Source organism: Rhizobium sp. P2_G9, from assembly GCF_056403475.1.
In genome coordinates this window covers 19,107-36,520 of record NZ_JBFUFK010000011.1, presented here as the reverse complement: position 1 = coordinate 36,520, position 17,414 = coordinate 19,107, and the positions used below count along the sequence as shown (strand labels likewise).

Sequence of the window (17,414 nt, the reverse complement as noted above, 5' to 3'; positions counted from 1 at the left end):
GCAGCCGGGCCGCGAGATCTTCATTTTCACCTGCTTGAAACAACGCGACTGCATTTGCCGATCGTTCGAGCGGCCTTGTGGCACCGGCTATCGGCACATGCCGATCGATGGTGACCCGTTTCACGGTGACGATCGCGGCTGGATAATCGCCGCATGGGCCAATTCGCCCGGTCTGCGCACGGCTGGGCAAGCCGTCCATGGTGAAGGTCCTGCTCCCCGCAGGGTTCCCGCAATCCGACTGCACGGCTCGTCATGATCTCCTCCCAGAGCGCACCCTACCGTAAGCGCTTACGGAAGTTCCGTAAGCGCTTACGAAGCTATTATTTTTGTGAGTTTCATGTCAATAGGAAACAAAGAGCACGAGGAATTCATGCGGGGCATAGCTCGACTGGCCAAGGAACTCGGTATTTCTACCGGCACTGTGTCGCGTGCGCTCAATGGCAAGCCGGATGTCAGCGACAACACACGGCGCATCGTGCTTGAGGCGGCGCGCCGGCTCGGCTACGCGCCCAACCAGGCGGCAAGGGCATTGGCGCAGGGCAGCTCACGCTCGGTCGGGTTCATGATGGACCTTGACCATGACAATGCTCCCAGCAGCGAATATTTCTTCATGGGCGTGTTCGACGGCGTCCAGTCGGTGCTCACCCGCCATGGTCTCGACCTGCTTGTCCTGCCACGGCCGACCAACGAAGATTCCCATCGCTTCCTCGAGCGCTACGTGGCGCGCGGGGTGTTTGACGCAATGATACTGTCGGGCACACAGACGATCGACCCACGTATCGACATGCTCGAAGCCGCCGGCGTTCCATTCGTCACGCTCGGACGAAGCCGTTCCGGAAGCGACTATCCGTGGATCGACATGGATTTCGAGGGTGTTGCCGATGCCGCGGTCGACCGCCTTGTGCAGCAGGGTCATCGCCGCATTGCCGTCACCTTGCCCTACGGAGGCATCAACTTCGGTCCGGTCTTCGCTGACGCATACAAGAAGGCGCTGGAGCGCAACGGCATCGCATTCGACCCGCAGTTCGTCTTCGTCACGCGCCGAAATGAGGAGGCAGGTTACGAGCTGGTTGACCGCATGCGTGCCGTCCCCAATGCGCCCACGGCGGTGCTGCTGATCTACGAGATCACGGCCATCGGCATATACAGGCGGTTGGCCGAGATCGGTGCCGTGCCGGGGGCAGACCTCGCGCTCATCGGCTTCCGCGACGAACCAACCATCCGCTTCCTCGCGCCCGCGCTAACCTGCTTCAGTGTTTCCCTCGATCGTCTTGGGGAAGAACTCGCAATCGCGCTCCTGAGCAGGATGCCGCAACATGCCGGGGCGTTCCCCAAAAGCCTGGTGCAAAAATTGGTGCCCTTAGCCTTGCGCCCCGGTCAAAGCGGCTGAGGCGGCCAACGCACACGGCGTCCACCGGCATGCTGGCATTGAAACAGCGCCAATTGGCTCAGCGTTTACATCACAGGCCACATCTGCTATCCGAGCGCCACTCCGTATTGCCGCGGCTGCTGACCCGCAAGCAAACGGAGCATAATCATGCAAGAACCGCTCACGAAAGCCGGTATCGCGTCACTGCGTGTATCGGACTATACCGTTCATTCGGTGTCAGCCTTCAACGAAACCGAAAGCCAGAAGCGCAAGTCCTACAGGGATCTGGCAGAGGCATTGCCTGACGCCGCAGCCTGCGACGAGGTCTCGGCCTCGATCCGCTCGATCGTCACCACGCCCGATTTCCATCCCGGCAAGCCGGTGCCGGTCGGCGTGGTCGCCGATATCGAGGGCGGCCTGCTGCCGCATATGATCGGCAACGATATCGGTTGCGGCATGCGCATGATCGTGGTCGATGGTGTCGGCCCGGACGATCTGCCGCCTGCCCTCGATCATCATCTACGGCATATTTTCTTCCAGGGCGGCCGCGACATCGCTCTGACCGGCCACCACCGCCAGGCGCTGCTGCGTGACGGCTTGCCCGGCCTCTTCGAAGGCCTCGCCGTCCGCCGCCGCGGCCTGCTGGAAAAGCTGGATATCGGCCAATACTGGTCCGACCTCGACCGCACCTGCGATACCGGCGCCTTTGCCACAACCGGAATCGACCCCGATTTCGCGCACTACGCTTCGCCGGACGACGATTTCCGCCACGACGCCATGCTCGGCAGCATCGGCGGCGGCAATCATTTCGTCGAAATCGGCCGCGTCGAAAGCATCGCCGATGCCGCTTTTGCCCAGGCTTTGGGCGTCGGAAGCACCTCGCTGATCGTCGTCGTGCATTCCGGATCGCTCGATTTCGGCCAGCGGATCGGCTCCGCCACGCGTGAACGGCTGTCGCAGCGTAAGGGCAAGCGGCAAGATCACCGCCTTCTCTCGCGACACGCGGATGCCGCTCTCTATGCGCGTTTCGTCATGGGTCAGGCCAATGCGGTCAATGCCGCCTTCGCCAACCGTTTCTTTCTCGCTCTCCAGACGGTCGAGGCGCTGAGCCGGGCGACCGGGCGCACTCTCGGCTTCCGCACTGTCTACGACGCGCCCCACAATGCGATCTGGATCGAGGATGACGGACAGACGGCCCTGCATCGCAAAGGGGCCTGCCCTAGCCGCGGCCCCGGCGGCATGCCGGCTTCTCCCTGGATCGGCGAACCCGTCATCCTGCCGGGCTCGATGGGCGACGGCACCTGGCTGCTCGGTGGCTGCGGCAATCCCACGATGCTTGAATCCTCCGCCCACGGCGCCGGCCGCCGGCTGTCGCGGCAAGAAGCGCGCAAGGCGCCCTCATCCTTCGATCATCTCAGAGTGGTCGGGCCAGTGGACCTTGATGATCCGATGATCCGCAGCCGCCCGGAGATCGTCGGCGAGGCCCTGGGTCGGCTGAAAGAGGAAGCGCCGACCGCCTACAGGCCGATCGACGATGTGGTGGAAGCGATGTGTGCCGCCGGCATGGTCCACAAGGGCGTTCGCATCAAGCCATTGCTGACGGTGAAGGGGTGAGCCAACGCTTTTGAACCCAATAGCGGCATCAGCCTAAAATGCTGACGCCGTGCTTCCGCACGATGGAAAGCAGCTTCAGTGCGGTACCCGATGGGCGCTTTGCCCCCGACTCCCATTTCTGCACCGTGGATTCGCTGGTGTTGAGATAACGGGCAAAAACCGGTTGGCTCAGATGACTTCCTTCCCGAAGATGCTTGATCTCCTCGGGTGATAGATCGAGAGCTTTTTCAAGGCAGAGATCATCGAATTCGCGCAGGGTCACCTTGGACACCGTCCCCGCTCGAACCATTCCGGAAACTGCGCTGTGTATCGCCTCGAAGGCATCGGATTTGAAGCTATTTTTCCGCATGGCATATTTCCTCGAGTTCGCCGATCTCCAGTTCTTTTGCCAGGGCTCCCGGCGATTTCTGTCGATAAAGGGCGGCGAGCTTGCGAAACGCAGCCAATTCATCGTCTGTGATATTGGCTCGATCCTTTTTGGCGAACAGATAAGCAAACACCCAAAATTCCCCGCTCTTCGCCAAAATGATCGATCGATGGCGATTGTCATTCAGGCGCTCTTGAAAACGCCACTGCCGAGGTTATCGGCCTAGCCAAGCGCGACCTCTCCGATTGCTTTGCACAACTCGGAATCACCTATCCGGGCGCTACGCGCCGCCTTTGAAAACCACGTCGTCTTGAAGACCCGAGCCATTACAAAAAAGATAGCACCAGGTGCCACCCGATTCAAGTCGCCGAATGGAACGCAGTGACACTGAGGCGATGCGTCACGTCAACAGCACAACCCGCCCTCTCCGCATTGACGGGAAGGGCTTTAACCATTGCTGCCAGTTCGACAGGGACCGGCTGCCTTTGTCCTTCAGACTCAAACCGGCTTATTGCCCGCCGTCCGAATCGTCGTCGTTATCATCCTGGCCGCCGGCGCCGGTATTGTCGTTCTGGTTTTCCATCTTGTTGCGCTTGTTGCGTTTGCCGTTTTCGTCGCCACCATTTTCCTTGTCCTGCTTCGGACCGCGCACGCGGACGACATCGGTGCCGAGCGGGCTGCCCAGTTCGACCTTGCCGGTCCTGCGATCGACAATGCAGATCACCGCGGCCCTGCCCCTGAGCTCCTTGGAGCGACCCATCACGATCGCCAGGCCATAGGTCTCGGTGCCGCTGGGATCGACGACGACCTGCGGGCGGCGGAAGTCGGCGCCGGCGGCATCCATGCATTTCTGTTCGACCTGGCCGGCAAACGGGTCGGCGGCGCCGTTGGACGCGGCGAAGGCGGCGCCCGGCGTGGCGAGCGCGAGCACAATGAGGGCAGTTTTGGCGGGTTTCAGCATGATGGTCCTCCACATGGATTCAATCTGAATGATTAAAGCGACTGTCGGAAACAACAAGTCGGTAGAGACGTTAGGGCAGCGAATTTATTCGCCGTCGACTGTTGCCTTCCAACGATGGCAAACCTATGTTCCAACCGGCTTTTATTCCTTGGCCACAAGGATGAATTAAGGAGAGACGACCATGGCTTTTGAACTTCCGCCCCTGCCGTACGACTATGATGCGCTTGCCCCATTCATGTCGCGCGAGACGCTGGAATTCCACCACGACAAGCACCATCAGGCCTATGTCACCAATGGCAACAAGCTGGCGGAAGAATCCGGCATGGCGAACCTGTCGCTCGAAGACGTCGTCAAGCAGTCGTTCGGCAAGAATGCCGGCCTGTTCAACAATGCCGGCCAGCACTACAACCACATCCATTTCTGGAAGTGGATGAAGAAGGGCGGCGGCGGCAAGAGCCTGCCGGGCGCGCTGGCCAAGGCGGTCGATTCCGATCTCGGCGGCTATGACAAGTTCCGCGCCGATTTCATCAATGCCGGCACCACCCAGTTCGGCTCCGGCTGGGCCTGGCTCTCGGTCAAGGATGGCAAGCTCGAAATTTCCAAGACCCCGAATGGCGAGAACCCGCTCGTGCATGGCGCCAGCCCCATCCTCGGCGTCGACGTCTGGGAACACTCCTATTACATCGACTACCGCAACGCCCGACCGAAATATCTCGAAGCCTTCGTCGACAGCCTGATCAACTGGGATCACGTGGCTGAAATGTACGAAACCGCGACCAAGTAAGCACGACGTCCCGCTAAGCAAAACACCCGGTGCTGCCGCCAGCGCCGGGTGTTTTCATTTTCCGCTGCCGCTCTCCTGTTCGAGCAGGCTGTCGAGCAAGGCACGAAGCCGCGCGAGACGCTTGAGGTCGCAGTGATAGCCAAGCCAGGTGTCCCGCGACGGCGGCATTTCAGAAAGCGGAACGCAGCGAATATCGGGAACAGCATCCCCGAGCGGTCGCGGCAGGACAGCGATACCGACGCCGCCGGCGCAAAGAGCCGCCTGCACATCGCGATTGTTGCTGCGCATCGCCACCCTTGCTTTGGGAAATTGCGCTTTCAGCCAGGCGACATCAGGCATGCCGCTGAACGCCTCATCCATCGTCACCAGTTCAAGACCCTCGCCATCTCCGGCCACAGGATCCTCATAGTCTGCGCCGATGTAGACGCCGTATTCGACATGCATGAATTTCCGGGCAATCACATCCGGCTCGGTGAATGGCCGGATCCGGAAAACCAGGTCCGCCTCCCGCCGCGAAAGATTGAGAAGCTGGCTGTCGGTGATGAGCTCCACCACGACATTCGGATGGCGGCGATGAAACCGCGCCAGCATCGGCGACAGGATATGCCGGCCGAACCAATCCGAAGATGAGATCCGGATCAACCCATCGAGTTGCCGATCGTAACCGGAGAGCGCGCGCTGCAAGCCAAGCGCCTCCTCTTCCATCCGCTCCGCATGCGGCAGCACCGCCGCGCCCTCGTCGGTGAGCACGAATCCATCCGCCGTGCGCTGGAACAATGTCTGGCCGACGGCTGTCTCAAGCGCCTTCAACCGCCGTCCCATTGTCGGTTGCGTCACGCCGAGCCTGCGGGCCGCCGCACCCAGCGTGCCCTCGCGGGCAATGGCCAGGAAAATCCTGAGATCGCTCCATTCCATCACAGTATCCCATACAAAAACGCATGGATATTAAACAGTATTTTTGATATTCATACAAGAATGAAGGTGCCACATATATGGCCATGCAAACACGGAGACCCCCAATGGCCGCTATGATGAAGTCCCTGATTCTCGATGCTCCCGACGCCCGGTTCCGCCTCGCCGATATGCCGCGGCCGGAGCCGCGCGCCGGCGAAGTCCTGGTCCGCATCCGCGCCAGCGGCGTCAACCCGCTCGACACCAAGATCCGCGCCGGCAAGGCCGCTCATGCTCGCCACCCCTTGCCCGCCATTCTCGGCATCGATCTTGCCGGCGTGGTCGAGGTTGTGGGCGAAGGCGTCACCGCCTTCCGTCCGGGCGACGAGGTCTATGGGATGACCGGCGGCGTCGGCGGCATCCAGGGTTCGCTGGCCGACTACGCCGCCGTCGATGCGCGGCTGCTTGCGCCAAAACCCTCGCATCTGTCGATGCGTCAAGCCGCCGCCCTGCCGCTCGCCTTCATCACCGCCTGGGAAGGTCTCGTCGACCGGGCGAATATTCAGCCTGGCCAGAGGGTGCTCGTGCTCGGCGGCGCCGGCGGCGTCGGTCATGTCGCGGTCCAGATCGCCCGGGCGAAAGGGGCGGAAGTCTTTGCCGTCGACGGTGCGGCAAAGGCGGACTACCTCCGCAGCCTCGGCGCGACGCCGATCGATCGGAATGAAAGCGTCGAGGATTACGTCGCGCGCCACACCGACGGCAAAGGCTTTGACATCGTCTACGATACTGTCGGTGGCGCAGGTCTCGACAATGCCTTCCAGTCGGTGAAGCGTTTCGGCCATGTGGTGAGCGCGCTCGGCTGGGGCACGCATGCACTGGCGCCGTTGTCCTTCAAGTCAGCGACCTATAGCGGTGTGTTCACGCTGCTGCCGTTACTCACAGGCGAAGGCCACGAGCATCACGGCGAGATCATGCGGCAGGCGACGGCGCTGGCGGATGCCGGCAAACTTGTGCCGAAGCTTGATCCCCGCAGCTTCACACTCTCGGACGTGGCAGAAGCCCATGCCCTGATCGAAAACCGCCAGGCCCAGGGCAAGTTGGTGATCGATATCGCCTGAGTGAAAAGAGAGCCGCCGCATCGCGGCAACGACGCGGCGGCTATTGACCAGATATCTCGATCAGGGTGTTACCCGCACCGGGCTCCGCATATCGACATAGGATCGCGGAGCAAAGAACGTCCCACCCGCTTCGAACGGATGAAGCTCTTCCGCCTCGAGTGCTGCCTGGACGCTTGGACGCGCCGCGACGGCCTGCCGGAAGACCTGCAGCTTCGGCCAGCGGTCCATGTCGATGTCGATCCAGGGCGCCCAGTTCAGGCAGACAAACAGATAGGCGTCAGCGACGGTAAAGGCCTCGCCGGTCAGGTAAGGGCCGGCCATCCTGTCGCTCATCCAAGCGAGCCGCTTCTCCACCGTGCCTCGGATACCGTCATGCGCCCCCGCCAGCGCCGCGTTGAACAACATCGCCATCGGCTTGTGCAGTTCCGAGGTGATGAAGTTCAGGTAGGACTGGATTTCGCTGCGGGCAAACGTGCCCGAGGGCGGCAGCATGCGCGTGCCTTCGGGCGTGCTGTCGGCCAGGAATTGCGCAATCGCCGGCCCTTCGGTCAGCACCTTGCCGTCATCAAGCATCAGCGCCGGCACATAGCCGTTGCCATTGATCGCCAGATAATCCTCGCCGCGGCTCGTCCTGTGCGTCTGCCGGTCGACGGTCACCAGTTCGATATCGAGGCCGAGTTCGCGGCTGATAATGTGCGGCGACATCGAGCAGGCCGCGGCATGCATGTAGAGCTTCATCGTTCCTCTCCCGCGCGGATCACACCGCGCCATTGCGATTGAACATTTGTACTATTTCGCATAAAATTGATTTGGTCAAGAATTTTATGCGAGGCGGTACAATTATGAAGGACGAAAAGAAACGCGGCCGGCCGCGCGCCTTCGATGCGGCGAAGACAATCAGCCGTGCAAGGGAGGTATTCTGGGACCGCGGCTTCACCGGAGCATCGCTGGACAATCTCAGCCAAGCCACCGAACTCAACCGGCCCAGCCTCTATGGCGCTTTCGGCGACAAGCTGGACCTTTATGTGGACACGCTGGAGGGCTACCGGGCCGACAGCAACATAGCCCTGGACAAGGCGCTTGATCCGTCACTGCCGATCCGCAACAACATCGCCAATATCTATGACACGGCGCTTGCCATCTACCTGCACGGCATATCCGGCCCGCGCGGCTGTTTCCTGATCGGCACGGCGACGGTGGAATCGGTGCAGCACCTCCGCGTCCAGGAGGTTTTACGTCGCAGTCTCAATGAGTTCGACGCAAAAATTGAATCACGTTTGGAACTGGCTATCGAGAAGGGTGAACTGCCCAAAGGCACCGATCCGAAGATGCTGGCGAAGCTGGCCTCCGCCATCATGCATTCGCTGGCAGTGCGCTCGCGCGCCGGCGACAGCGAGGCAAGCCTCAGGGCGCTGGCCGCAGCCGGCGTCGAGATGATCTGTGGCAAAGCGTGAGCGAAGACGAACACGCAGGACACCAAGACTGCTACTATCCAATTTCGCCAACAGACCGTCGCCGAAAGCATAGCCTGAGCAACAGACCACCGAGGCGCTCAAGAACGCCGCTTGAAACTCGAAACACCCGGTTAAGCCTTCCAGGGTCCGGCCGGGCTCGTATGACAGGCGATCCGACCCTGGAAATGTGGCGAGCGGCGATCGCATCGAGATCAAGTTCCTCGACCGGAACAGGCTCCGGGCAGTAGATCTTGCCCTGGTCGAGCGACAATATGGTCAGCGTGGTGATCATGATGGCCTCCCTGTTCGATGACAGGAGAGAGCATCGGTCGGCGCGGATGAAATGTCCTTCAGCCGTCGCCTAATAATTGCTAATTGTTGTGAACGGCCGGCTGCGAAATACCTATTGCAAGCCTGCCAGGCGAAGACCTTCGAGCAGCGTTTCGACGCGGCCTCGATGCAAAGCAGGTTGACCGGCCTCGATGCTTTCAAGCGTAACCGCCGGCGACATTTTGCGCAGCCTTCCGAGACAATGACGCGCCTCGTCAAGCCGTCCGAGATGCGCGTTGGCGGCAATCAATACCCAGAGCGCAGGGTCGAAATTGGGATTGCTCGCCAGAGCCCGCCCGGCACACACTATGGCCTCCTCAAAATTGCCGAGGATAAGATGAGCATGCCCCATGCCGGAGAGAGCGAAATGCGCCCCCGGGTCGCCGGGGCTGAGCAGGCTGGAACGATGGAAGAAGTCGAGCGCCTGCTCGACGCTGCCGCAATGCAGATGCGCCACTCCTGCCCTGACGACGACCATCGGATTGTTGGGATTGGCCTCGACTGCCGATTGAATGACCGACATGCCCCATCGATAATCCTTCGCCGTTTGCAGCAGCGCTATGCCGCAATGCGCCATCACGATTGCATCGCCGTCTGCATGGCGAAGGGCACGGTGGATGAATTCGATGCATAGCCCGCGGTCGTCGGCGGTCAAGGCGGGCCACCCCATTGTCGTCCGATGCTCGATCGCCCAGACGGCATGCGCCAAAAGCAGAGCATTATCGGGCGCAAGTGCCAATCCCTTTTGAAGAAGAAGGAATGCCGCGGCGTTATCCTGCTCCGACTCGGTGGATATCAAAGCCAGCGCCTGCAGATAGATGTCGTAGACGGCAATGCTTCCGGGTCGCTCGGTTCTGGCGCGCAAAATCTCAGCGCGCTGAATGTTCGGTTCGATCAGCGCGACGACATCTTCGGCGATCCTGTCCTGGAAATCGAAGATCTGGTCGATCGAGCCGTCATACCGCCTTGCCCACAACTGGCGGCCATCAGTGCCATCGACGAGTTCGGCAGAAATCCGTATACGATCCCTCTCGCGCTGGACACTTCCCTGCAGCACATAGCGGACCTGAAGCCTGTTTGAGGCTTCCTGGGCAGACGCGCCTCGCAGATGGAAAGACGCGCTACGGGCGACAACCGCAAAACTCTTGAAGCGACTGAGTGCGGTGATGATGTCGCCGACAACCCCTTCGGCGAAATAGGCGGCATCGGGATCGCTCCTCGGCTCGGTGAATGGCAGCACGGCCAAGCGAGGCTTGTCGAACTCAGACGAAGATGATTGCCGGGCCGTATCCGGCAACGCGAGGCGGTATCCAAACCGCGGCACAGTGACGATCCAGTCTTCGCCCTCATCGGTTTTGCCGAGCGATTTTCTCAGCGCAGAAATCTGGAACGTCAGGTTATTTTCCTCGACCAGCACATCGGGCCAGGCATTGGCAAGCAATTGCGATTTGCTCACGGCCTCTCCCTTGGCCGCAGCGAGTTCCCCCAGAATGGCGAGCGCGCGTTGATTGACGGCAATCGGCGATCCCTGGCGCAGGAGCACCCCGCGGCGCACGTCGAGCGTGAATGGACCGAAACGATCTATTTCCATGCCGATCATTTATAGGAGGTGCGTCGCCCTGTCGCAAAGCGAAAGTCGGTTGCTGCTACCGGCTCATCTTAAGGACATTGGTTAGGCACGATTACGACTTGGCCGAAATCGCCGTCAGTTCCTCAAGGTCGAGATCGCGTTCCAATTCGTGCAATGTTTCGTCATCGATATCGCCTGCGCGGTGCAATCGAATGAGTTCGCGTCGTCCAGTGGCGACTGCCGCGAGGACGACGTCGAAATGCGCCTGCAGCATGGGCGTGTAATGCTCCGTCCGTTCTGCATAGTCGACGATTGCCACGGCCCGCCGCTGATAGCGCTCCAGCAATTGCGGATGGATGAGCGTGCCGTCGCTGTCGTAAGCGTGGCTTTGGACGGTGGCGAACTGCGCCTGCGCCATCGACGCCTCCGCCTGGCTCATGCTCATCTTCGGCTTTTCCGACTGCGGCTCGCTCAGCCGTGCCCAGTCGATCACGCGGCCCAGCGTCGTGCCCTGGATGAGCACGGTGCCGAGAATGACGGCGAACGATGTCACCAGGATGAAGTCGCGGCCGGGAAAGCCCTCGGGCAAGCTGAGCGCCAGCGCCAGAGTGACGACGCCGCGCACGCCCGCCCAGCCAAGCACGGTGGAGCCGCGGGCGCCAAGCGGCTTGTAACGCTTAAGACCCAGCGCATTGCAAAGCGCGATCGCCAGGTCGGACCCGAACACCCAGGCAAAGCGCGCCAGCGTCAGCGCGAGCAGGATCACCAGGATCGGCCCGCCCATGGTTGCCAGCACCACGCCGAAGCCGCCGCCGCGCTCGACGACGCCGCGCAAGGAGAGCCCGATCAGGATGAAAACCGCCGCCTCCATCAGGAAGATGATCACCGTCCAGAAAGATGTGCCGCGCATGCGGGTCGCGGCCGAAAGCAGCGTGTGCTGATACCAACCGGCGATCAGGCCGACGGTGACGGTGGCGATGACGCCGGAGACACCGAGCATTTCGCCGAGCAGATAGGACACCCAGCCCAATAAGGTCGTGGTGGCGATGATCAGATATTCGTCGCTCAGGCGACGGACGAACAAGACCCAGACCGTGCCCACGGCGATGCCGACAAGCGCGCCGCCAACCGCCAGCAGGAAAAAGCTTCCCACGGCATCGGCAGTACTGAAGACACCGGTGACGACTGCAGCGACCGAGAAACGGAAGAGCACCAGGCCGCTCGCATCGTTGAGCAGGCTTTCGCCTTCGAGCAGGATCTGCAGCCGCCGCGGCAGTCTCACCCGCTGCAGCACGGCGCGGGCGGAAATCGCATCGGGCGGCGAAACGACTGCGCCCAGCACGGCACAGGCCGCCCAAGGCAGTGCTGGAAACAACAGATGCGTCACCACGGCAACGACGGCAGACGTGAAAAACACGGCACCGATCGCCAGCGAGGCGATACCGAATACATGCCGGCGCAACCGGCCAAGCGCGATCGCCCATGCGCCATCCATCAGAAGCGGTGGCAGGAAGATGACGAGCACGAGGCCGGGATCGACCGTGATCGTCGGCAGGCCAGGCAGGAAGGCAAGCAGCGCCCCGCCCGAAAGCAGCGCCACCGATGGCGGCAATCCCAGCCGTTCGGCAACGTAATGTAGCGCGATGATCGCCATGAACATGGCAATCACCAGTTCGAACAGGTGCGTTGAGTCCATGAGCTCGCAATTCGAGTGTTACGGAAGCTCTATGTAATAGCGAAGCCGAGGCCGACGTCCAGAGGCAATCCGGCGAACAGGAGCGGCCTTGCAGTCAAGCTATTCAATCAATCGACAATGATCGTCGCACCGTCCTTGACGCGGCCGTAGAGGTCGATGACATCCTGGTTGAACATGCGGATGCAGCCCGACGAGGCCTGCTTGCCGACCGATTTCCAGTCCGGCGTGCCATGGACGCGGAACAGCGTGTCCTTGCCATCGGCATAGATATAGAGCGCGCGCGCCCCGAGCGGGTTCTTGATGCCGCCGACCAGGCCGCCATAGGAGGCGGAGAACATCTTCATGTCGGTCTTTTCGGAGACGTAATTGTCCGAAGGCGTCCAGCGTGGCCATTCGCGCTTGTACTGGATCACGCCGCGACCCTTCCAGGCATAGCCCAGTCGGCCGATGCCGACGCCATAGCGCATCGCCCGGTCATGGCCGAGGATCAGGTAGAGATGCCGAGTCGCGGTGTCGACCACGATCGTGCCGGGCTGCTCGCTGGAGGGGTAATCGACCTCGGCGCGCAGATATTTCGACGCCACGTCCTCGGTCGGGATCGGCGGCAGCCAATGGCCGGCATCGTCGACCTTGTCGTAGAGTGCGACACTGGTCGTCGGGATCGATTGCGTCACCATGCTGGTGTCGGTCTCGACGCGCTTGTAGATCACTTTCCGTTTCGGCTGCGGATCGATATCGCTGGCCGACACGCCGGGATCCAGATGCGTGCCCTCGGTATCGCCGTCATCGGACGTATAGACGGGGATGTTTTCAGGCTGAGAGCGGACATAGCGCTTGTGGTTGGTAGTGTATTGCTCTTCGCGGAAGAGATCGCGCTCCTTGTAGGGGCCTGTCCGGTTCCAGACGGGATAGGTCTGGCGGGCGAACCGTTCCGCGTCCATGGAACCGGTGTCGTAGACGTTGACGTCGTTGAGGAATTGCCCTGTTCGGTCGTCGGCGGTGCAACCCGCAAGGACGATGAGGGTAGAGCCTACGAACAGCAGTCGGGAAAAGGATCTGGCCATGGTGAATCCGCGCGCGTAAATGCCTATCCGGCATGCCATAGGCATCTGGCGCGGGGCTTGCCGCCGGCTTTACGCGTTCTCGGAGCGGAGGATATGTTCGAAGCGGCGGCTCGGGATCAGCCAGACGAGCGCCACGAGCGCATAGATGGCAAGGCTGACATAGGGCACGACGAAAGCAAGCGCGATTCCGATCGCATAGGCGATCACCGACAGCCAATCCCGGTGATCACCCTGGGCGGCGCGTGCCAACTGGCTGTCCTTGGCATGATGATGCAGCAGCACCCGCATCAGGATCGTATAGGCCGCACCGCAAAGCGCCAGCACAAGACCATAAAGCGCGACCGGCAGGCTCTCGAAATGGTCCTCGGCCATCCAGGCCGTGGTGAAGGGCGTCAGCGACAGCCAGAACAGCAGATGCAGATTGGCCCAGAGCACCCCGCCGGTGACATTCTTCACCGCGTGGAACATGTGGTGGTGGTTGTTCCAGTAGATGCCCACATACATGAAACTCAGCACATAGGAGAGAAAGACCGGCCAGAGTGCCAGGAGGTCATGCAGTTCCGGACCATGCGGCGTTTTCAGTTCCAACACCATGATGGTGATGATGATCGCAATCACGCCATCCGAAAATGCCTCTATCCGCCCCTTGCCCATCAGCCACCCTCTGCCATTGCTTCGAAAGCGCCTTAACACATGTCCGGCGGCAAGGCGATGTCCTGTTCCGGAACATATCTCCTGGCACGCCGCTTGCTCGTTTCCGGCATGACGATGAGAGCTTCGATATCGAGACGCGCGTTTTTAGCAGGCCTTGCCGCCACCCTGCCGGCAATGGCCAGAGCCGGCAACCCATCATTGATGGCCGCGGCGGATTTCCGCGGCTCGCTGTCGCCCGGCGACTATGGCGTCCAGCCGAATGCGCTCGACCCCGCGGCAAAAGCTTTTTCGCTGATGCTGGCGGATGCCTCGTGCCGCAATGTGCCGATCTTCCTGCCGCCCGGCATCTACCGGATCGCCGATATCGACCTGCCGGAAAATGTCCGCATCGAAGGCGTGGCCGGCGCCACCAGGCTTGCCTATACCGGCGACGGCAAATTCCTCAATGCCCTCGGCACCAAGCGGCTGCAGCTTGCCAATCTTGTCATCGACGGCGCCAATCGCTGGCTCAATGATGACCAGCCGGGGCTTCTGACGCTGCGAGATGTGCCCGATCTTAGCATCGACAATTGCGAGATCCTCGGCGCCTCCAAATTCGCCATCTGGTCGGAGCGCTCCTCCGGCCGGCTCGCCGACAACAGGATTTCGGGTGCGGCCGAATCCGGCATCTATGCGGTGGAATGTTCGGATTTCGAGATCCGTTCGAACCATGTCAGCGATTGCGGCAATGGCGGCGTCCTCGTTCATCGTTGGACCAAGGGCCATGACGGCACGATCGTCGCCAACAATCGCGTCGAAAGGATTGCCGCGAAGGGCGGCGGCACCGGCCAGAACGGCAATGGCATCAACATTTTTCGTGCCGACGACGTCATTGTCTCGGACAATCAGGTCAGCGACTGCGCCTTCACCGCCGTGCGCTCCAATGCCGGCTCGAATATCCAGATTTCCGGCAACAAATGCCTGAACTCGGGCGAAATGGCGATCTATTCCGAATTCGGCTTCGAAGGCGCCGTCATCACCGGCAACCTCGTCGATGGCGCCGCCAACGGCATTTCGTCGACCAATTTCAACGAGGGCGGCCGGCTGGCGATCATCTCCGGCAACATCGTCCGCAACCTGCATTCTGACGCTCCCTATCAGGAAGACGGCCAATTTTTCGGCATCGGTATTTCGGCGGAGGCCGACGCGGTGATTTCGGGCAATGTGGTGGAAAACGTACCGCTCTGGGGCCTGCAGCTCGGCTGGGGTCCCTATCTGCGCAATGTCAATGTCAGCGGCAATGTCGTGCGCAAGGCGCCGGTCGGCTGCGCCGTCAGTGTCGTCGAGAACGCAGGCACCGCAATGATCCGCGACAATCAGTTCTCGGACATTTCCGATGTGGCGATCGCCGGCTTCCGCTGGGCGGACAAGGTCTCCGGCGACCTCGCCAAGGATGGCGCCGGCGACTACGCCAATCTCAGCATCGCCGGCAACCAAGTGTCATAACGCATGTCTCCCGAGAGTGGTCACTGGTTTCGGGATAAAGACATGCACAAAACTCGTATCAGTCCCGCTCTGCCAGCGCCCGCCAGACCACCCCGGCAATGAGTGCGCCGAGGATTGGGGCAAGCCAGAACAGCCAGAGCTGGCCAATCGCCCAGCCTCCTTCGGCAAACAGCGCCGGGCCGGTCGAACGTGCCGGGTTGACCGAGGTATTGGTCACCGGGATCGAGATCAGGTGGATCAGCGTCAGGCCAAGCCCGATGGCGATCGGCGCAAAGCCCACCGGTGCCCGGCCATGCGTGCTGCCGAGAATGATGATCAGGAACATGAAGGTCAGGACGGCCTCAGCGACGAAGGCGGACAGCAGCCCATATTTGCCGGGCGAGTGATCGCCATAGCCGTTGGCCGCGAAGCCGCCGGCGGTGAAATCCGCCTTGCCGCTGGCGATCAGGTACAGCACAGCAGCACCCACGATCGCGCCGATCACCTGGGCGATGATATAGGGAATCACGCCGGATATCGGGAAACGGCCGGCTGCGGCGAGCCCCACCGTCACAGCCGGATTGAAGTGGCCGCCCGAAATGCCACCCACCGTATAGGCCATGGTCATCACCGTGAGCCCGAAGGCGAACGAGACGCCAAGCAGGCCGATGCCGACGCTCGGAAACGCCGCCGAGATCACGGCGCTGCCGCAACCGCCGAAGACAAGCCAGAATGTGCCGAGAAATTCCGCAGTCCACTTCTTGTACATGTAACCCCCGAAAAATGCTTTTTGAGTCGCTGCTATCATATCGCTCACAGCCTTGCCCGCAATGGGAGCATTGCGCAATCGAATCACGCCGGTAAGCAGCCCTTGACTTAGGCAATCCGCGCCGCCACGTCAGCAGCGATGGCAATTCACGCCGGACAGGGAGCTTCACCATGCGCATGGGAATTCAAGCAATTTTGACGGCACTGGCGCTGTTTGCCGGCTGCATGAGCGCAGAATCCGCCGAGACTGTCGGCAAGGTCGGTGTCGACTGGACCGGCAACGACATTCTCGTCGACGCGGTGCAGGACCCCAAGGTCCAGGGCGTCACCTGCCATGTCACCTATTTCGACCGCAGCGTCATCGACCGGCTGCGCAAGGGCAACTGGTTCGAGGACCCGTCCAATTCCTCGATCGCCTGCCGCCAGACCGGCCCGATCACCATCGGCGACATCGAGCTCGGCCGCGGCGGCGAAGAAGTGTTCCGCGCCGGCCTGTCGCTGRTCTGGAAATCGCTGATCGTCACCCGCATCTACGATAAGACCAATGACACGCTGATCTATCTCATCCATTCACGCCAGGTGGTAAACGGCTCGGCCAAGATGGCGATCTCGACGGTGCCGCTATACGGACAGCAGGTGACGTGGACGAAAGGCAAGCCGGAGTGACGTGATGCTTGCTTATTGTACTTATTTGAGTACAATATCCTTATGCGTTCGACATCTTACAGCGATCTCCGAAAAAACTTAGCGGCCCGGCTCGACGAGGTCGCCGAGGACCATGCACCGCTGCTTATTACCCGTGAGCGCGGCAAACCTGCAGCGGTGCTGATGTCGCTGGAAGACTTCGCCTCTTACGAAGAGACGCAGTACCTCCTAAAGAACCCTCATAATGCCGAGCGGCTGTTGAAGGCCGTGCGAGATTTGGACTCCGGCGAGAATGGGCATGAGCACGAGCTTCTGAAATGAAGCTGATTTTCCATGAAGTGGCCTGGGAGGATTATCTCTCCTGGCAGGCCACGGATAGGAAGATGCTGGCGCGGATCAATTCGCTCATCAAGGAAGCACAACGCACACCGTTTCAGGGGATTGGTAAGCCTGAACCACTCCGCGGAAAACTCACGGGCTGGTGGTCACGCCGGATAGACCAGGAGCATCGCCTCGTCTATCGACCGACAGAAGATGCGCTTCTAATCGCACAATGTCGTTTTCACTACTGATAGACTGACTGTCGCAGCCGAAATCTCAAAATCAAAGTGCCGCCGCGCCCCATTGAGGCGCAGCAGCGAGAGTTCCAAGATTGCTCAGCCGAG

General features: G+C 61.1%; 19 protein-coding genes and 1 pseudogene. 9 read left to right on the top strand and 11 right to left on the bottom strand.

The genetic code is table 11. From position 1 onward, the window contains the following. The first annotated feature begins 370 nt into the window (after nt 1-370). Entirely contained in the window at nt 371-1,390 is a 1,020-nt protein-coding gene (locus AC1DYF_RS11065; RefSeq protein WP_477876778.1) for a LacI family DNA-binding transcriptional regulator, read from the top strand. Nucleotides 1,391-1,537: 147 nt separating this feature from the next. Next, nucleotides 1,538-2,983 (top strand): RtcB family protein, encoded by a 1,446-nt coding sequence (locus AC1DYF_RS11060; protein WP_477876777.1) that lies wholly within the window; start codon nt 1,538-1,540, stop codon nt 2,981-2,983. Between the two features lie 28 nt (nt 2,984-3,011). Here AC1DYF_RS11060 and AC1DYF_RS11055 read toward each other — a convergent pair whose 3' ends face one another. From AC1DYF_RS11055 to AC1DYF_RS11045, 3 genes and pseudogenes are all read right to left on the bottom strand, one after another. Next, complete coding sequence (locus tag AC1DYF_RS11055; protein ID WP_477876776.1) at nt 3,012-3,332, bottom strand: helix-turn-helix domain-containing protein; 321 nt, start codon at nt 3,330-3,332, stop codon at nt 3,012-3,014. Then, nucleotides 3,319-3,677, bottom strand: a pseudogene (locus AC1DYF_RS11050) (type II toxin-antitoxin system RelE/ParE family toxin). The gene AC1DYF_RS11055 and the pseudogene AC1DYF_RS11050 overlap by 14 nt, the downstream one beginning before the upstream one ends. A gap of 181 nt (nt 3,678-3,858) precedes the next feature. Next, nucleotides 3,859-4,311 (bottom strand): hypothetical protein, encoded by a 453-nt coding sequence (locus AC1DYF_RS11045; protein ID WP_477876775.1) that lies wholly within the window; start codon nt 4,309-4,311, stop codon nt 3,859-3,861. Between the two features lie 181 nt (nt 4,312-4,492). On the opposite strand from AC1DYF_RS11045, the gene AC1DYF_RS11040 reads away from it, so the two are divergent. Then, nucleotides 4,493-5,095 carry a superoxide dismutase gene (locus AC1DYF_RS11040; protein ID WP_477876774.1) on the top strand — a complete coding sequence of 201 codons (603 nt, stop codon included), beginning with the start codon at nt 4,493-4,495 and terminating at the stop codon, nt 5,093-5,095. A gap of 54 nt (nt 5,096-5,149) precedes the next feature. Here AC1DYF_RS11040 and AC1DYF_RS11035 read toward each other — a convergent pair whose 3' ends face one another. Beyond that, nucleotides 5,150-6,010, bottom strand: a complete 861-nt coding sequence (locus AC1DYF_RS11035) for a LysR family transcriptional regulator (protein ID WP_477876773.1) — start codon at nt 6,008-6,010, stop codon at nt 5,150-5,152. A gap of 104 nt (nt 6,011-6,114) precedes the next feature. Between AC1DYF_RS11035 and AC1DYF_RS11030 the strand changes: the two genes are divergently transcribed. After that, the gene (locus AC1DYF_RS11030) at nt 6,115-7,104 is read left to right on the top strand and encodes a zinc-dependent alcohol dehydrogenase family protein (RefSeq protein ID WP_477876772.1); all 990 of its coding nucleotides are present in this window, start codon (nt 6,115-6,117) and stop codon (nt 7,102-7,104) included. 60 nt (nt 7,105-7,164) lie between these two features. Here the strand turns inward: AC1DYF_RS11030 and gstA are convergent, their stop codons facing one another. Beyond that, nucleotides 7,165-7,842 carry a glutathione transferase GstA gene (gene gstA / locus AC1DYF_RS11025; RefSeq protein ID WP_477876771.1) on the bottom strand — a complete coding sequence of 226 codons (678 nt, stop codon included), beginning with the start codon at nt 7,840-7,842 and terminating at the stop codon, nt 7,165-7,167. Between the two features lie 104 nt (nt 7,843-7,946). Between gstA and AC1DYF_RS11020 the strand changes: the two genes are divergently transcribed. Continuing rightward, complete coding sequence (locus AC1DYF_RS11020; RefSeq protein ID WP_477876770.1) at nt 7,947-8,558, top strand: TetR/AcrR family transcriptional regulator; 612 nt, start codon at nt 7,947-7,949, stop codon at nt 8,556-8,558. 34 nt (nt 8,559-8,592) lie between these two features. Here AC1DYF_RS11020 and AC1DYF_RS11015 read toward each other — a convergent pair whose 3' ends face one another. From AC1DYF_RS11015 to AC1DYF_RS10995, 5 genes are all read right to left on the bottom strand, one after another. Next, nucleotides 8,593-8,850, bottom strand: a complete 258-nt coding sequence (locus AC1DYF_RS11015) for a hypothetical protein (RefSeq protein WP_477876769.1) — start codon at nt 8,848-8,850, stop codon at nt 8,593-8,595. Between the two features lie 111 nt (nt 8,851-8,961). Then, a complete protein-coding gene (locus AC1DYF_RS11010; protein WP_477876768.1) occupies nt 8,962-10,479 on the bottom strand; it encodes a winged helix-turn-helix domain-containing protein in 1,518 nt (505 codons plus the stop codon). A 91-nt stretch (nt 10,480-10,570) separates the two neighbouring features. Beyond that, complete coding sequence (locus AC1DYF_RS11005) at nt 10,571-12,154, bottom strand: Na+/H+ antiporter (protein WP_477876767.1); 1,584 nt, start codon at nt 12,152-12,154, stop codon at nt 10,571-10,573. A gap of 107 nt (nt 12,155-12,261) precedes the next feature. Further along, nucleotides 12,262-13,218, bottom strand: coding sequence for a L,D-transpeptidase (locus AC1DYF_RS11000; RefSeq protein ID WP_477876766.1), 957 nt, complete (start codon nt 13,216-13,218; stop codon nt 12,262-12,264). A 69-nt stretch (nt 13,219-13,287) separates the two neighbouring features. Next, the gene (locus AC1DYF_RS10995; RefSeq protein WP_477876765.1) at nt 13,288-13,872 is read right to left on the bottom strand and encodes a TMEM175 family protein; all 585 of its coding nucleotides are present in this window, start codon (nt 13,870-13,872) and stop codon (nt 13,288-13,290) included. A 114-nt stretch (nt 13,873-13,986) separates the two neighbouring features. Here AC1DYF_RS10995 and AC1DYF_RS10990 point away from each other — a divergent pair, with 114 nt between their 5' ends. Further along, nucleotides 13,987-15,357: a TIGR03808 family TAT-translocated repetitive protein gene (locus tag AC1DYF_RS10990; RefSeq protein WP_477876764.1), complete on the top strand. Its 1,371-nt coding sequence runs from the start codon at nt 13,987-13,989 to the stop codon at nt 15,355-15,357. Nucleotides 15,358-15,415: 58 nt separating this feature from the next. Here AC1DYF_RS10990 and aqpZ read toward each other — a convergent pair whose 3' ends face one another. After that, nucleotides 15,416-16,105 carry an aquaporin Z gene (gene aqpZ / locus AC1DYF_RS10985; RefSeq protein ID WP_477876763.1) on the bottom strand — a complete coding sequence of 230 codons (690 nt, stop codon included), beginning with the start codon at nt 16,103-16,105 and terminating at the stop codon, nt 15,416-15,418. Nucleotides 16,106-16,281: 176 nt separating this feature from the next. On the opposite strand from aqpZ, the gene AC1DYF_RS10980 reads away from it, so the two are divergent. Genes AC1DYF_RS10980 through AC1DYF_RS10970 form a run of 3 tightly spaced genes read left to right on the top strand, consistent with a single transcriptional unit; the run spans nt 16,282 to nt 17,321 of the window. Next, a complete protein-coding gene (locus AC1DYF_RS10980; protein WP_477876900.1) occupies nt 16,282-16,770 on the top strand; it encodes a CreA family protein in 489 nt (162 codons plus the stop codon). A 42-nt stretch (nt 16,771-16,812) separates the two neighbouring features. Continuing rightward, complete coding sequence (locus tag AC1DYF_RS10975; protein WP_477876762.1) at nt 16,813-17,070, top strand: type II toxin-antitoxin system Phd/YefM family antitoxin; 258 nt, start codon at nt 16,813-16,815, stop codon at nt 17,068-17,070. Then, nucleotides 17,067-17,321, top strand: a complete 255-nt coding sequence (locus tag AC1DYF_RS10970) for a Txe/YoeB family addiction module toxin (protein WP_477876761.1) — start codon at nt 17,067-17,069, stop codon at nt 17,319-17,321. Before AC1DYF_RS10975 ends, AC1DYF_RS10970 begins: the two co-directional genes overlap by 4 nt. Nucleotides 17,322-17,414 lie beyond the last annotated feature (93 nt).

What these genes read in the sequence shown, in the direction of transcription:
- AC1DYF_RS11005 (WP_477876767.1), bottom strand. Translation starts at nt 12,154, where the DNA reads ATGGACTCAACGCACCTGTTCGAACTGGTGATTGCCATGTTCATGGCG.
- AC1DYF_RS11020 (WP_477876770.1), top strand. Translation starts at nt 7,947, where the DNA reads ATGAAGGACGAAAAGAAACGCGGCCGGCCGCGCGCCTTCGATGCGGCG.
- AC1DYF_RS10995 (WP_477876765.1), bottom strand. Translation starts at nt 13,872, where the DNA reads ATGGGCAAGGGGCGGATAGAGGCATTTTCGGATGGCGTGATTGCGATC.
- AC1DYF_RS11040 (WP_477876774.1), top strand. Translation starts at nt 4,493, where the DNA reads ATGGCTTTTGAACTTCCGCCCCTGCCGTACGACTATGATGCGCTTGCC.
- AC1DYF_RS11015 (WP_477876769.1), bottom strand. Translation starts at nt 8,850, where the DNA reads ATGATCACCACGCTGACCATATTGTCGCTCGACCAGGGCAAGATCTAC.
- AC1DYF_RS10970 (WP_477876761.1), top strand. Translation starts at nt 17,067, where the DNA reads ATGAAGCTGATTTTCCATGAAGTGGCCTGGGAGGATTATCTCTCCTGG.
- AC1DYF_RS11060 (WP_477876777.1), top strand. Translation starts at nt 1,538, where the DNA reads ATGCAAGAACCGCTCACGAAAGCCGGTATCGCGTCACTGCGTGTATCG.
- gstA (WP_477876771.1), bottom strand. Translation starts at nt 7,842, where the DNA reads ATGAAGCTCTACATGCATGCCGCGGCCTGCTCGATGTCGCCGCACATT.
- AC1DYF_RS10975 (WP_477876762.1), top strand. Translation starts at nt 16,813, where the DNA reads ATGCGTTCGACATCTTACAGCGATCTCCGAAAAAACTTAGCGGCCCGG.
- AC1DYF_RS10990 (WP_477876764.1), top strand. Translation starts at nt 13,987, where the DNA reads ATGAGAGCTTCGATATCGAGACGCGCGTTTTTAGCAGGCCTTGCCGCC.
- AC1DYF_RS11010 (WP_477876768.1), bottom strand. Translation starts at nt 10,479, where the DNA reads ATGGAAATAGATCGTTTCGGTCCATTCACGCTCGACGTGCGCCGCGGG.
- aqpZ (WP_477876763.1), bottom strand. Translation starts at nt 16,105, where the DNA reads ATGTACAAGAAGTGGACTGCGGAATTTCTCGGCACATTCTGGCTTGTC.
- AC1DYF_RS11030 (WP_477876772.1), top strand. Translation starts at nt 6,115, where the DNA reads ATGGCCGCTATGATGAAGTCCCTGATTCTCGATGCTCCCGACGCCCGG.
- AC1DYF_RS11035 (WP_477876773.1), bottom strand. Translation starts at nt 6,010, where the DNA reads ATGGAATGGAGCGATCTCAGGATTTTCCTGGCCATTGCCCGCGAGGGC.
- AC1DYF_RS11000 (WP_477876766.1), bottom strand. Translation starts at nt 13,218, where the DNA reads ATGGCCAGATCCTTTTCCCGACTGCTGTTCGTAGGCTCTACCCTCATC.
- AC1DYF_RS11045 (WP_477876775.1), bottom strand. Translation starts at nt 4,311, where the DNA reads ATGCTGAAACCCGCCAAAACTGCCCTCATTGTGCTCGCGCTCGCCACG.
- AC1DYF_RS11055 (WP_477876776.1), bottom strand. Translation starts at nt 3,332, where the DNA reads ATGCGGAAAAATAGCTTCAAATCCGATGCCTTCGAGGCGATACACAGC.
- AC1DYF_RS11065 (WP_477876778.1), top strand. Translation starts at nt 371, where the DNA reads ATGCGGGGCATAGCTCGACTGGCCAAGGAACTCGGTATTTCTACCGGC.